This is a genomic window from Gardnerella vaginalis, from assembly GCF_001546455.1.
Classification (GTDB): Bacteria; Actinomycetota; Actinomycetes; order Actinomycetales; family Bifidobacteriaceae; genus Bifidobacterium; species Bifidobacterium vaginale_B.
The window spans coordinates 22487-35488 of record NZ_KQ956802.1; the positions used below are offsets into that span (position 1 = coordinate 22487).

Below are 13002 nucleotides of genomic sequence, written 5' to 3' on the forward strand. Positions count from 1 at the left end.
TACAGCGTAATTAACCAATGTAACTAACCAATATGCGCAATAGGGGAAACAAGCTCAGTTCCCGAAGCATCCCTTCGCATATCTGGCTTAGGTAGTTCCACATTTGCTCCACGTTGTGTAGTAGCGTAAAGCGGATAGTTTCCAACGTATGCATGCAAAAGCGTGTTCTGCCCCTTAAGGAATCGCTGCGATCGCACGCCTCCCGTGCCGCGGCCCTTTGTAGGGTACATTTCTAACGGCGTAATCTTTGCAGCTCCGTTTTCTGTTCCAGCAAGCGCGTCGCTATCTCCAGCAAGAGTGAAGACCACGCTTCCAGAAGCAGAAAATAGTCCGTTTTGCCCTTCTTCGTAGTTCCATTCAACATCATTTTTAGCAACAACTGCAAAAGCAGAAACAGCGCATCCTTCATTAAGCCTAATTCCTGCCATTCCAGCGGAATTTCTGCCCTGTGGGCGTACTTGTTTTGCGTCGAATGTAAGTAGGGAGGAGTCGCTGCTTATAAACACAAGCCTGTCGTCGTCTTTTGCAGGAGCGGCACTGATAACCGAATCATCGTCTTTTAAGTCAATAATGCTCCAGGAATCCATTGTTGTTGGCGATTCAAAATTCCATCGTTTTACAACGCCGTTCTTTGTTCCAATTGCAAGAGAAGTCGAAGTTGTAGAAGTTGTAGAATCATCGCTCATTGCAATTGCAGCTACGACTTTTTCTCCTATAATCGGGTCTGTGCTTTGAGTAGAGGTTAGCAATTCGTTTGCGTTAACGCCATTAGAAAGTGATTCTAAAACGTCTTCGTTCCCTTGATTTAAATGCGGCAAATCTGCAACATGAGCTATTACTAATCGCCCTGCGGATGTTATTAAAGCGTAGTTTGCGCGAGTTGTTGTTTCAAACATGCTTAAGCATGGAGTGTTAAAAACGCTTGAAGAATGTGCTTGCCATTTATTAAACGTTTCAACGCTTGTTCTTGCTATAAGCCCAGACGCACTCAACGCTACTGCGCACGGCTCGTCGCTTAATTGCAAAGCTGCCGCAGCAGCATCGCTGCTTCCAGCCTTTTTAGCGGCCAGTGCGGCTGCTGCAACGTCTGCTTGAGTGCTTGTAATCTTATTTGCTGCAATAACGGCATCCATAGCTAAATCAGCATCTGCAACTTTGGTGTTCTTAGTGCAAACTGGTGTAAAGCTGCCGTCTTCTTGCTCATCTAAAAGAATTGTTCTGCGCGGAGTATCCCACTGTTTTACAGCGTAGTCCATTTCTGCAATTACAACTTTATCTAGCTGGCTGGCGGAGCTTAGAATCTCGTTAAGTTCATCTATTTTTTGCAATAAGTCGTTTTTTTCGCCTTCTAGCTCGATTCGACTCATTTTTGTAAGTCTTCTAAGCCTTAGGTCAAGAATGTACTGAGCCTGAATTTCGTCTAAATCAAATACGCTAATAAGCTTTGATTTTGCGGTTTCTGCATCTTCGGAAGACCTAATTACTTGAATCACTTCGTCAATGTCTAGCATTGCAAGAAGAAGGCCTTCTACAAGGTGCAATCGCTCTTTGGCTTTGTTTAGCCTAAATTCACTACGCCTTCTAATAACAGTTCTTCTGTGCAAAATCCACACGTCTAGAAGCTCTCGAAGACCCATTGTGTGCGGCCTGCCGTCTACCAGTGCAACGTTGTTAATCGTAAAGCTTTCTTGCAGCGGAGTGTGTTTAAAAAGCTGCGCAAGAACAGCGTTTGGGTCGAATCCTGTTTTTATTTCTATTACGATTCGCGTTCCGTTATGTCTATCTGTTAAGTCGATTGCTCCAGATATTCCGTCTAGTTTGCGTGCTTTTATACCTTGAGATATGCGTTCGAGCACACGCTCTGGGCCAACCATAAACGGCAGCTCGGTAACAATAATCGCCTTTTTGCGTGCTGTAACGTTTTCAATATGTGTTTTCGATCTAGTTGTAAAAGCGCCTCTTCCAGTTTCGTACGCTTCGCGAATTCCGCTGCGGCCAATAATTATGCCGCCTCCTGGCCAATCTGGGCCTGGAACTATTTGCATTAAATCGTCTAGAGTGGCGTTTGGGTGGCGCATAACGTATTTTGCTGCAGCAACAACCTCTCCAAGATTGTGGGTGGCCATGTTTGTAGCCATTCCAACTGCGATTCCAGAAGCTCCGTTTACAAGCAAGTTTGGTATAGCAGAAGGCAAAACCGTTGGCTCTTTTAGCTTATTATCGTAGTTTGGCGCAAAATCAACAGTATCTTCGTTTATGTCTGCATTCATTCCAAGCGCTGCTGGGGCTAATCGCGCTTCTGTGTACCTGGATGCTGCAGGGCCGTCGTCTAGGGAACCAAAGTTTCCATGGCCGTCAACCAAGGGGAGTCTAAGCGAAAACGGCTGAGCTAAACGCACCATTGCTTCGTAAATCGCGGAATCTCCATGCGGATGAAGCTTTCCCATAACTTCGCCCACAACGCGCGCAGACTTCATGTACGCGTGATCTGGCGTAAGATTCATGTTTCCCATTTGGTACACGATTCTGCGCTGTACAGGCTTCATTCCGTCTCTTGCGTCTGGCAATGCGCGCGCGTAAATCACGGAGTACGCGTATTCCAGGAAAGATTTGCTCATCTCTTCGTTAAGCGGCGTTTCAACAATATTTTCCTTAACCTTTCTAGGGTCGAAGGTTGGTTTTGTTGATTTGCTGCGTGAAGGCATGGTTTTAAACTCCTTGAAGTGGTTTACAAGCCTTTATAATACCAATTTATATGCACAAATGTTTATTAAATGCTTATTTTCTTGCCATTTTAGTGGCGACTTTTCTTGTGATTTTTCTTGCTGCTTTAGTGCTAACTTGAATTTTGCTTTAGTGCTAATTTGAATCTCACTTTATATGTATTCTTTTTTAACTACAATGTTGCTTATGACTATTGAGGTTCCACAATTGGATGACTTGTTGAAGTTTGTTGACAATAGCAAAATTCGTGACGCATACAATAATCCTGATTTTGCTCTTCATTTATCTGCAATTCTTCCTGCTCTTAGTGCTTCTATAGGATCGCCAATTTGCACACAAATCCATAAAAACCCTGATTTTTTGCGAGATTCTCTTGGTTTTCCTAAAGCACAAAGTGCTGTTGTTGTTCTTGTAGACGGTCTTGGGTACTGGAATCTTGTTAGTAGAAAAGGTCATGCTCCATATTTGCGCTCTCTTCTTAACAACAGCGCAAACCAGCGGCCTATAACCACTTGTGTTCCAAGCACTACGGTTGCAGCAATGGCCACTTTTGGCACTGGAACTTGCCCTGGCCTTACTGCAATGACTGGGTACACTCAAAAAAATCCTAAAACTGGCGCTTTATCTCAATTAATTCAATTTAGAGATGCTCCAGATCCAAAAGATTTACAGCGTCAGCCTACAATATTTGAGTCGCTTTCTAACTTGGGCGTTAGAGCAAACCATGTAAGTCTTTCAAAATTTGAAGATTCCCCTTTAACTCAAGCAGCTTTTAGAGGGGCTAAATTTATAAGCGGAACAACTGCTAGAGCGCGAATTATCAATGCTGCAAACAGCACTAAAACGCCTGGATTAACTTATTTATACCTTAGAGATATTGACAAAATAGGGCATAATTACGGTTGGAATTCCAATAATTGGGTTTCTACTTTTGAGCAGATTGATTCGCAGCTAAATCTTTTAAGAAAAAATTGCCAAAAAGGTACTTTAATCGTTATTACGGCAGACCATGGAATGGTTGAGTCAAATCCAGATTTATCAATCGATATTGCAAAAGATAGTCGTCTTATTAAAGGAGTTAAGCTTGTTGGGGGAGAGCCACGTTCTGTTATGCTCTATGCGGAATCTGGCGAAAATCCAGAAGACATTGCATTAAGATGGGCTAATGTTTTGCAAGATAAAGCGCTTGTTAGAACTAAAGAGCAGGCTATTAAAGACGGCGTTTTTGGCAAAGTCAGCCCGCTTGCGTTAAGCGTTATTGGAGATGTTCTTGTTCAAGCAAAGTCGTCTGTAACAATCGTTGATTCTAGAATAGAAACAGAAAAAGCCATGAACTTGCCGAGTGTTCATGGCTCTATGAGCGCAATGGAAATGGACATTCCTTGCTTAATTGATATAGCTTGATATAGCTTAATATAGCTTAATTTATGCTAAATCACCCTTCTCCAAAAAGAATCTCATCCCAGCTAGGAACGGCTGCTCGGCTGCTCTTTTTGGCTTTAGAATGCTCATTTGTGCGCGCTTTAGTAGACTTTTGCGTTTGCGTAGACTTTGGTGTTTCTATTGAAACAGTTTTGTCTGCCTGAACGTGCTTATCTTCTTGCTGCGCTTTTTTGTTGTTCGATTCGTTGTTTGCCTTGTAGCTAGAGTCGTCACTAAAAAGCGTATTTGAATTGTTGCTAGTGTTGCTTAAATCAGAATTTGCTGAGTTTGCAATATTTGCTGCGATTTGTGCAGCATCTACATTTGCATCCGACTGATTCTCGCTATTTGCCACTAAATCGCTTAAATCATTGTTTTTAAGCTGATTATTAGGCTGATTTTGCAACTTGCTCTGATCTTGATTTTGCTCATAGTTTTGATCAAAGCTTTGCATATAATCCGCATTATTTTGGCTTAGAGCTTGATTTTTACTATTCTGTTCTTTTGCACTTTGTGCTTGCACTGCGGCATTTGCTGCATTTGCAACACTTGCAAGGTTTTCGCTATTCCTTGATTCCCATTGAGAAACAGCGCGCTCTATTCTTGCAGAACGAATTGAGTTTCCTGGAAGATCTTCGTTTGCAAATGGGAAGCTAATGCTTACAGTGTCTCTGTACGCTCCACCAAACTGCGATTTTTTGGAAGAATCATTATTCATAACTTCTTCACCGAAAAGCAGTCTAGCCGAAGGATTTGCGCAAGTAACGGAGTTATCGTGCATATTCCAAGTCCACTCGGCTTTTATTGTGCGAGTAGCGGTGTTGAATTCTGCGGTTATAAGCCATGGCTCAAGACCGCGTCTTGTTGCACGCCACTTTACTGTTTCCATTCCAATATGAGCTTTTGCAAGAGTGCGTTCAATCAAATCTGAAAGAGTTCGCATATTACTTTGCTTTGGGGCTGGAACAGTTAAGAATTGCTCAATAGCATACTGTTTTTCGGTTTCAACGCCGCTTGAGAATCGTCTAACTTGTGATTCGCTTACGTTGTAGCGCTTTGCAACATGTTCTGGCTCTAAGCCAGCTCGTATTAACGCTTGAATCTGAGATATAGGCAGCGTTGCTGTAGTTACAGCTGGTGAATCGTCAGATTTGCCAAGCGAGCTAACTGTATTTTGATTACTTCCATCAACATTTGTTAGTTTTTTCGACTCTGCGATTGCGTGCTCCAGCGTGTCGTCAACATGAATTTTTAACGGCGTGTCTTCAAAAATAAAAACTAAATCGCCATTATTATCCACATGATCGAAACTCGCCTCTTTTGGCGGATTTTCAAGCATTGTGCACCACTTTCTTCGCTTTTAACGATACTTATAACATACTCTAGTCCATAGTCTGCCTTCTTTGCCATTTTCTATGAATAAAAAAACAAGTATTTTATGCGGGGTATGTTTCATGTATGCTATGCGCGTAGGTAGATTTAGACTAATTGCTATAAATAGTGCTAATTGCTATAAGTAGAGTAGAAAAGTAAAAAGTAGCTTTAAGCAATAAGTAGTGTTAAAACGAAAGGACCATAATGGCACAGGATTATGATTCTCCTCGTAGTAAAGACGAAGACGAGGAGTCGTTGGAAGCGTTAAGCAAAGGCTCGCAGAGTTCTGCAAACGATATAGACGATGATGAAAATGCTATTGCAGAAGATTACGAGTTGCCAGGCGCTGATCTTAGTAACGAAGATGCATCTGTTACGGTAATACCAATGCAGGGTGATGAGTTTATTTGCTCCGAGTGCTTCTTGGTAAAGCATAGAAGTCAGCTTGCTCAAATGTCTCAAGACGGTCAACCGATTTGCAAGGAGTGCGCAGCTTAATGGCTTACGACGAGACCTATACTGGCCCAGAGCAGGTAGAAGTTCTTATTAAATATTTGAACGATGGAACTGATAATACTGATAATAAGGCCAAAGTAGAGCATCTTTCTTACGCTCATGCTGGAGACGCTGGAGCAGATTTGCGCACTACAGAGGACTTTACTTTGCGTCCATTTGAGCGTGCGCTAGTGCCAACTGGCATTGCAATTGCTTTGCCTGCTGGATACGTTGCTCTGGTTCATCCACGTTCTGGTCTCGCTGTAAAACAGGGCGTTACTGTTCTTAATGCTCCAGGAACGGTTGATGCTGGGTATCGTGGTGAAATTAAGGTTCCACTAATCAACATGGATCCTAATAATACTGTGCAATTTAATCGCGGAGATCGTATAGCTCAACTTGTTATTCAACGCTACGTTGAAGCTAACTTTGTTGAGGCGGATCAGCTTCCAGGTTCCGATAGATCTACTAAAGGATTTGGCTCTACTGGAGTACAATAACTCATTAAATCCGACTAGCTAAAATTGGGTTAGTCGGATTTATTTTGTTTTTGTAAATGTTGTATGATTTAGCTGGTTTTACAAGGTAGTATAGGATTTATAAATCGGGAGGTGCATTCGATGGCAGAAGTTCAAGACGACATTAAAGGCGCTAACATGCTCGGATGCGAAATTAGCGAAGATATGCGAGACCCATTGCGCCCTATACTGCAAATGTGCAAATGGCATCATCCCGATGAAAGCATGGATATTCTGCATAAGGCGTATAAAAGAGCCGTAAAGCAGCATACTGGTCAAAGGCGTAAATCGGGAGAGCCGTACATTATTCATCCTCTTGCTGTAGCTCAGATTTTGGCAGATCTTGGAATGGGTCCAATTGTTGTTGCCGCAGGACTTTTGCACGATACGGTAGAAGACACTGATTACACGCTAGAAGAGTGTAGGGCAGATTTTGGAGACACGATTGCTGGCCTTGTAGATGGCGTTACAAAAATATCCAATATGGAGTACGGCGAAAGCGCTCAAGCAGAAACAATCCGAAAAATGGTTGTTGCAATGAGCCGAGATGTGCGAGTGTTGGTAGTAAAACTTGCGGATCGATTGCATAATGCGCGTACTTGGAGGTATGTTAAGCCATCTAGCTCGCATAAAAAGGCTCGAGAAACTCTAGATGTTTATGCTCCTCTTGCAAATCGTTTAGGCATGAATGCCATTAAAACCGAGCTTGAAGAGCTTAGCTTTAAAGTTTTATATCCAAAGATTTACAACGAAATCGTAGTGTTAGTGGCTAGAAGAGCTGGCCAGAGAGAAGTATATTTACGTCAAATTCTAGAAGAAATCAATGAAGATTTAAGTCAGCAGCATGTTAAGGCTTCGGTTAAGGGTCGTCCAAAAGATTACTTCTCAATTTACCAAAAGATGATTGTTCGTGGCCACGATTTTGAAAATATCTACGACCTTGTAGGAGTGCGAATAATCGTTGATTCTATTCGAGACTGCTACGCAGCTCTTGGTGCCGTGCATGCCAGGTGGAGCCCTGTACCAGGCAGATTTAAAGACTATATAGCTACTCCTAAGCTAAATATGTATCAAAGCTTGCACACGACTGTTGTAGGCCCTGGCGGAAAGCCTGTTGAGATTCAAATTCGCACATGGGATATGCATAGGCGTGCTGAGTTTGGTATTGCTGCTCACTGGAAGTACAAGGCAAACGGCCAAGCTGGGCGCGCTTTAAGTAAGCCAGATAAGGGTGATGTTAAGCGCGAGCAAGAAGAGAACAAAGAGCTTAGCGAATTAGATAATTTAAAGTGGATTCAGCAGCTTGCAGATTGGACTAGCGAAACGCCAGATTCCGACGAATTCTTGGGCTCCTTAAAGCAAGATCTTGGAGCTTCGGAAGTCTACGTGTTTACTCCAAAGGGGAGCATTGTTGCTCTTCCTCAAGATGCAACGCCAGTTGACTTTGCTTATTCTGTGCATACAGAGGTTGGTCACAGAATGATGGGCGCTCGCGTAAATGGAAAGCTTGTTCCGCTAGATACAAAGCTTAACAACGGAGACACTGTAGAAGTTCTTACGTCTAAGTCCGATACTGCTGGCCCTTCTAGAGATTGGCTTAGTTTTGTAAAAAGCCCTAGAGCTAGAAATAAGATTAGGCAGTGGTTTAGCAAGGAACGTCGCTCGGAGGCCATTGAAGAGGGTAAAGACGAGCTTACGCGCGCTATGCGTAAACGTAACTTGCCTCTTTCTACTTTGCTTACTCCGCAAGCGTTAATAGGTGTTGCAGAAGAGCTTAATATTACTGCAAATGTAGAGGCTGTTTATGCTGCGATTGGCGAAGGCCAGGTTTCTACACAAAATGTTATTTCTCGTCTTGTTAAAGATGCGGGAAGCGAAGAAGTAGCAGAAGAAGCGCAAGAAGAGGCGCTTCCGCTTAGAAGAGCAGAGCGTAATCGCAAGTCTAACGGCGTTCTTGGCGTTTCGGTAAAGGGTGTTGGAGACGTTTGGGTTAAGCTTGCGCGCTGTTGCATGCCTGTTCCAGGAGACAATATTGTTGGCTTTATAACAAGAAATCAGGGTGTTTCTGTTCATAGAACAGATTGCCAAAATATGATTGATTTGCAAAAGTCGCAATCGGAACGTGTTATTCCTGTTCAATGGACAAGCGACAAAGGCTTGTTCCTTGTTAAAGTTCAAGTAGAAGCTTTGGATCGTCAGCATTTGCTTTCGGATGTTACTAGAGTTCTTTCGGATCATGGAGTAAACATTCTTTCGGGAACGATTGCTACTGGAGACGATCGCGTTGCTACAAGCCAATTTACATTTGAAATGGCAGACCCTCAGCATTTGAATACTCTTCTTGCTGCAATTCGTAAGATTGATGGCGTTTTTGACGTTTATAGAATTACGGGTGCAAAAGATAGTGCGGAACCGCGACTTAGAAAAATGGAACGCGACTAAACTGCGATTAGATTGCGGCTAAACCAATACTAAACAATAAAACTTCCAGTCAAAGAGTGTTTTGGCTGGAAGTTTTGTAGTTTGTAGTCTTATAAGCTTTTACTTAATAACCTCAATGGATATAATTCCAACTGGCTCTAGTGGAGCGTCTGCTCTATCTGTTGGAACGGATTCGAGCTTATCTACAACAGCTTTAGACTCATCATCTACCACTTCTCCAAAAATCGTGTGATGGCCATCAAGCCAAGGAGTTGGAACAGTGGTAATAAAGAACTGCGATCCATTCGTGCCGTGCAAGCGGCCGTCTCTACCGCGTTGCTTTCCAGCATTTGCCATTGCAAGCAAATATGGCTTATCGAACTTTAAAGATGGGTCAATCTCATCGTCAAATTCGTAACCTGGGCCGCCCATTCCGTTTCCAAGAGGGCATCCACCTTGAATCATAAAGTCTTTAATAATACGGTGGAACGTCAAGCCATCGTAGAATGGTTGATTAGACTTTTCCCCGCTAAAAGGATCGGTCCATTCTTTTGCACCAGTGGCCAAGTCAACGAAATTTTTTACTGTAATAGGCGCTTTATCGTCAAAAAGATTAATCTTTATATCGCCTTCAGACGTATGCATGTTAATAAGTGTCATAATGCGATTTTCCCATACGTTAAAGACGGTTGGAAAAGTCAAGGCGAGCCGAAGTAAAGTGTGTTACTTGCGACTCGCCTTGTGCGCTATATAAAAGCATAGGATTTTATAGGCCAAAATCCATTTAATGTTTTTATAAAGCGTTTAACCAATATACTGAAACTTCTACTTATCTCTTTCAACCCTCGGCAATAGTCTTGCTGCGGGCTTCTTTTCAACAAGTTAATTAGGTTAATTGAATTAAACTTGTTGATCTTGCTGCAAAAATCTTGCAAAACAAGTTGTTTTAAAACCCAATTTTGTAAGATTTTGCAATGGAAAGTGATATTTGCATTTGGATTTAAGCTTGATATAAACTTACCCAAGTAGCCAAGCTCAAAATGAGTTTTGCCTGCAATGTTATCTCTATCCATACCATGTTGATTATGCATAGGTTGATTACGCATAGCAAACCCAACATGATAACAAGCTTTTTTGTGTTCAATCGCACTATTTTTAACGCGATTATTATGCATCCCCAAATGCATTTTTTCTACAGATAAGCAAAGATTCTCTTTTATGCAAAGATTAGTAAAGTAAGCAACATTTTGTAATAAGATAATTTTTTTCGCTGTAAAATCGCTAGCAAAGCATGCGCCAAGATTAAACTGTTTATGCATTAATGCATATGTGTAATCTGCTGTCATGCTATGCTCCCTACGTTGTATTAACTAACAGGTTCTAAGGGTAAAGCGATGTGCTTATCTCAGCCTTCTAAAAATAGAAAGCACCCCCGCAAATGTTGTGACATCTAATATTTTACATTAAAAGGTGATTTTTAAAAACGTGTAGCCATTTTGTGTGTGCTTTAGCGCTCATGATGGTTGATTTTGTTAGAAATTAAATCACCAATGCTTTGCACTAATTGCACAAGAATAATGCACAAAATTACTGCTGCGCTCATAACGTCGTATTGATAACGCTGATATCCGTAGCGAATTGCAATATCTCCAAGACCGCCTGCGCCAACGGCTCCAGCCATTGCAGAGAATCCAAAAAGCGTAATAAACGTTAATGCTGCTCCGCGAATTAGCGAAGGTAAGCTTTCAAAAAGTAGCACTTTAAATACAATTTGAGTGTTGCTTGCTCCAAAGCTTTGTGCAGCTTCTATAAGACTTCCGTCAACTTCTGCTAAAGATTGTTCAACAATTCGCGCTACAAACGGGGCAGCGGTTATAACCAGCGGAACAATAGCTCCGGGAACACCTAAAGATGTTCCAACAATAAGCCTTGTAAGTGGGATTATGGCAACAAGCAAGATTATAAATGGAATAGAACGAACAACATTTACAATGCTGCTTAAAACAGTGTTAATCAATGCGTTGTGGCAAATTCCTTGCTTTGCGCTTGTTATAAGAAGAACTCCTAATGGAAGTCCAATTACGTAGGCAAATAGTGTAGATATTGAAGTCATAACAATTGTGTCTTTTGTGCCTTCAATAAGTAGTTCGCCGTACTCGTCTATAAATTGTGAAATATTTTCTAGCATCTTATTTCACCTCACTGTTGTCGCTGCTGTTATCTTTGTTATTTCTATGATTTTCAACGTGTTCGTTTGCAATAAGTGTTTTTAAAATATTGCTTTGCGGATTTTTAAAAAGCGTTGATGTATCGCCGATTTCTACTATGTTTCCGCCGTCAATCATGGCAACTCTATCGCAAATATTGCGCGCCACTGCAAGAGAGTGAGTAATAATAACCAACGTAACGTTAAGATCTCGGTTAATTCTTCTAAGCAAGTCAAGTATTTGCGCGGTAGTTGTTGAATCCAAGGCGCTTGTGGCCTCGTCGCAAAGCATAATCGAAGGATTGTTGGCAAGCGCGCGCGCAATGGCAACTCGCTGCTGCTGGCCGCCAGAAAGCTGAATAGGGTAGCGGTTTGCTAAATCTTTTAAGCCAACTAAGTCAAGCAAATACTTTGCTCGCTCTTCTCGTTCGTTTTTATTTGTGTGGTTTAGTTCCAAAGGAAAAGTCACATTTTGCAAAACTGTTCGCTGTTGGAAAAGACTAAAGTTTTGAAAAATCATGCCAATATTCGATCTAATATCAGATAAATCGTGATTTTTAGCGTCTGTAATATCTTTTCCGTCTATTACAACTCTTCCGCTTGTAGGTCTTTCTAGAAGATTTATGCAGCGAACTAGCGAAGATTTTCCAGCTCCCGAAGAACCTAAGATTCCAAAGACTTCTCCCGACTCAATAGTCAAATTAATGTCTTTAAGTGCTTCGTGCTTAATTTTGCCGCTTGAATAAGTTTTGTAAAGATGCTCAATCTGAATCATTTTTCCACCGATTTTAAAACGAATTTTTAAACAAATATGAGGCACGTGCCTCTAGCTTTTTAGAGGCACATGTCTCTTTATTTGTGATTAAACGCTGTAATTACTTTAGAATACTGGCAAAACAGCGCCATTATAGTTGTTCTTTATAAAGTCACGAACCTTGCTTGTTTTTAGCGCTTTTACAAGAGCCTTGATTTTAGCAAGCTTTTCGGATCCCTTCTTAACAGCAATAATGTTTTCGTATGTTTTAGCAGCAACGCCTCCAACCTTTTCGCTTGTAAGAGGATCTTTAGTTGGGTTAAATCCAGCTTGAATAGCGTAGTTTCCGTTTAGAGCAGCTAAATCAACGTCTTTAACAACTGTTGGGACCAAAGAGGCATCTAATTCCTTAAACTTTAGATTCTTTGGATTAGAAACAATATCCTTCTTGGTTGAGTTAACATCCTTTGGATTCTTTAACTTAAGAAGTCCTGCGTCTTGCAAAAGAAGAAGAGCGCGAGCTTCGTTGGTTGGGTCGCTAGGAATTGCAACTGTTGCGCCATCTTTTAAGTCTTTAATGCTCTTGGTTTTTCCTGGGTAAAGTCCAAATGGCTCAAAGTGAATTCCAGCAATGGAAATAATATGAGTTCCTCTTTCCTTATTAAAGTTATTTAAGTATGGCAAATGCTGATGGTAGTTTGCATCAACTTCGCCTTCTTCTACAGCAGTATTTGGCTGAACGTAGTCGGTAAATTCCTTAACAACCAATTTATAACCCTGCTTTTGCAAAATTGGCTTAACAACTTTGTTTAAAATATCGCTGTGAGGAGTTGGGGAAGCTGCAACCTTAATCACCTTATCGTCTTGAGTTGCACCATTTGCCGAAGATCCGCATGCGCTTAGTGACAATCCTAAAATCGCAGTTAGCGCGGTAAGAGCTGCAATGGCCTTTGTGTTCTTTTTTGTGATTTTCATATTTTTCCCCTTGTCCTTTAATGTTTTTGTTAATCGCGCTGTTTTGTAGCAACGGAATATCAATATATGCGATTTTGTAGCAGCTTCGCTACCTATTTTCTATTTGTATAATT

At 41.5% G+C, this 13002-nt stretch carries 11 protein-coding genes and 1 riboswitch; of the genes, 4 read left to right on the plus strand and 7 right to left on the minus strand.

Features of this window, described 5'->3' with window-relative positions:
- Positions 1 to 23: 23 nt before the first annotated feature.
- Complete coding sequence (locus HMPREF3216_RS00110; RefSeq protein ID WP_060786396.1) at positions 24 to 2705, minus strand: DNA gyrase/topoisomerase IV subunit A; 2682 nt, start codon at positions 2703 to 2705, stop codon at positions 24 to 26.
- Positions 2706 to 2910: 205 nt separating this feature from the next.
- On the opposite strand from HMPREF3216_RS00110, the gene HMPREF3216_RS00115 reads away from it, so the two are divergent.
- On the plus strand, positions 2911 to 4128 hold the full coding sequence (locus HMPREF3216_RS00115; protein WP_060786430.1) for an alkaline phosphatase family protein: 1218 nt from the start codon (positions 2911 to 2913) through the stop codon (positions 4126 to 4128).
- A gap of 31 nt (positions 4129 to 4159) precedes the next feature.
- Here the strand turns inward: HMPREF3216_RS00115 and sepH are convergent, their stop codons facing one another.
- The gene (gene sepH, locus HMPREF3216_RS06495; protein ID WP_060786397.1) at positions 4160 to 5485 is read right to left on the minus strand and encodes a septation protein SepH; all 1326 of its coding nucleotides are present in this window, start codon (positions 5483 to 5485) and stop codon (positions 4160 to 4162) included.
- 239 nt (positions 5486 to 5724) lie between these two features.
- Between sepH and HMPREF3216_RS00125 the strand changes: the two genes are divergently transcribed.
- From HMPREF3216_RS00125 to HMPREF3216_RS00135, 3 genes are all read left to right on the plus strand, one after another.
- Positions 5725 to 6018 (plus strand): DUF4193 domain-containing protein, encoded by a 294-nt coding sequence (locus HMPREF3216_RS00125; RefSeq protein WP_004574584.1) that lies wholly within the window; start codon positions 5725 to 5727, stop codon positions 6016 to 6018.
- On the plus strand, positions 6018 to 6515 hold the full coding sequence (dut, locus tag HMPREF3216_RS00130) for a dUTP diphosphatase (RefSeq protein WP_060786398.1): 498 nt from the start codon (positions 6018 to 6020) through the stop codon (positions 6513 to 6515). Before HMPREF3216_RS00125 ends, dut begins: the two co-directional genes overlap by 1 nt.
- 120 nt (positions 6516 to 6635) lie before the next feature.
- Positions 6636 to 8975, plus strand: a complete 2340-nt coding sequence (locus HMPREF3216_RS00135) for a RelA/SpoT family protein (protein WP_060786399.1) — start codon at positions 6636 to 6638, stop codon at positions 8973 to 8975.
- Positions 8976 to 9074: 99 nt separating this feature from the next.
- Here the strand turns inward: HMPREF3216_RS00135 and HMPREF3216_RS00140 are convergent, their stop codons facing one another.
- The 5 genes from HMPREF3216_RS00140 to HMPREF3216_RS00160 form a co-directional block, all read right to left on the minus strand.
- Positions 9075 to 9614: a peptidylprolyl isomerase gene (locus tag HMPREF3216_RS00140; protein ID WP_060786400.1), complete on the minus strand. Its 540-nt coding sequence runs from the start codon at positions 9612 to 9614 to the stop codon at positions 9075 to 9077.
- Between the two features lie 86 nt (positions 9615 to 9700).
- Positions 9701 to 10300 (minus strand): hypothetical protein, encoded by a 600-nt coding sequence (locus HMPREF3216_RS00145; RefSeq protein ID WP_060786401.1) that lies wholly within the window; start codon positions 10298 to 10300, stop codon positions 9701 to 9703.
- A riboswitch (TPP riboswitch) is annotated at positions 10291 to 10398 on the minus strand. Its footprint overlaps the gene before it by 10 nt.
- Positions 10399 to 10461: 63 nt before the next feature.
- The gene (locus tag HMPREF3216_RS00150) at positions 10462 to 11142 is read right to left on the minus strand and encodes a methionine ABC transporter permease (protein ID WP_060786402.1); all 681 of its coding nucleotides are present in this window, start codon (positions 11140 to 11142) and stop codon (positions 10462 to 10464) included.
- 1 nt (position 11143) lies between these two features.
- Positions 11144 to 11935 (minus strand): methionine ABC transporter ATP-binding protein, encoded by a 792-nt coding sequence (locus HMPREF3216_RS00155; RefSeq protein ID WP_060786403.1) that lies wholly within the window; start codon positions 11933 to 11935, stop codon positions 11144 to 11146.
- Between the two features lie 105 nt (positions 11936 to 12040).
- Positions 12041 to 12889, minus strand: a complete 849-nt coding sequence (locus HMPREF3216_RS00160; RefSeq protein ID WP_060786404.1) for a MetQ/NlpA family ABC transporter substrate-binding protein — start codon at positions 12887 to 12889, stop codon at positions 12041 to 12043.
- Between the last annotated feature and the right edge of the window lie 113 nt (positions 12890 to 13002).

What these genes read in the sequence shown, in the direction of transcription:
- HMPREF3216_RS00110 (WP_060786396.1), bottom strand. Translation starts at nt 2,705, where the DNA reads ATGCCTTCACGCAGCAAATCAACAAAACCAACCTTCGACCCTAGAAAG.
- HMPREF3216_RS00115 (WP_060786430.1), top strand. Translation starts at nt 2,911, where the DNA reads ATGACTATTGAGGTTCCACAATTGGATGACTTGTTGAAGTTTGTTGAC.
- sepH (WP_060786397.1), bottom strand. Translation starts at nt 5,485, where the DNA reads ATGCTTGAAAATCCGCCAAAAGAGGCGAGTTTCGATCATGTGGATAAT.
- HMPREF3216_RS00125 (WP_004574584.1), top strand. Translation starts at nt 5,725, where the DNA reads ATGGCACAGGATTATGATTCTCCTCGTAGTAAAGACGAAGACGAGGAG.
- dut (WP_060786398.1), top strand. Translation starts at nt 6,018, where the DNA reads ATGGCTTACGACGAGACCTATACTGGCCCAGAGCAGGTAGAAGTTCTT.
- HMPREF3216_RS00135 (WP_060786399.1), top strand. Translation starts at nt 6,636, where the DNA reads ATGGCAGAAGTTCAAGACGACATTAAAGGCGCTAACATGCTCGGATGC.
- HMPREF3216_RS00140 (WP_060786400.1), bottom strand. Translation starts at nt 9,614, where the DNA reads ATGACACTTATTAACATGCATACGTCTGAAGGCGATATAAAGATTAAT.
- HMPREF3216_RS00145 (WP_060786401.1), bottom strand. Translation starts at nt 10,300, where the DNA reads ATGACAGCAGATTACACATATGCATTAATGCATAAACAGTTTAATCTT.
- HMPREF3216_RS00150 (WP_060786402.1), bottom strand. Translation starts at nt 11,142, where the DNA reads ATGCTAGAAAATATTTCACAATTTATAGACGAGTACGGCGAACTACTT.
- HMPREF3216_RS00155 (WP_060786403.1), bottom strand. Translation starts at nt 11,935, where the DNA reads ATGATTCAGATTGAGCATCTTTACAAAACTTATTCAAGCGGCAAAATT.
- HMPREF3216_RS00160 (WP_060786404.1), bottom strand. Translation starts at nt 12,889, where the DNA reads ATGAAAATCACAAAAAAGAACACAAAGGCCATTGCAGCTCTTACCGCG.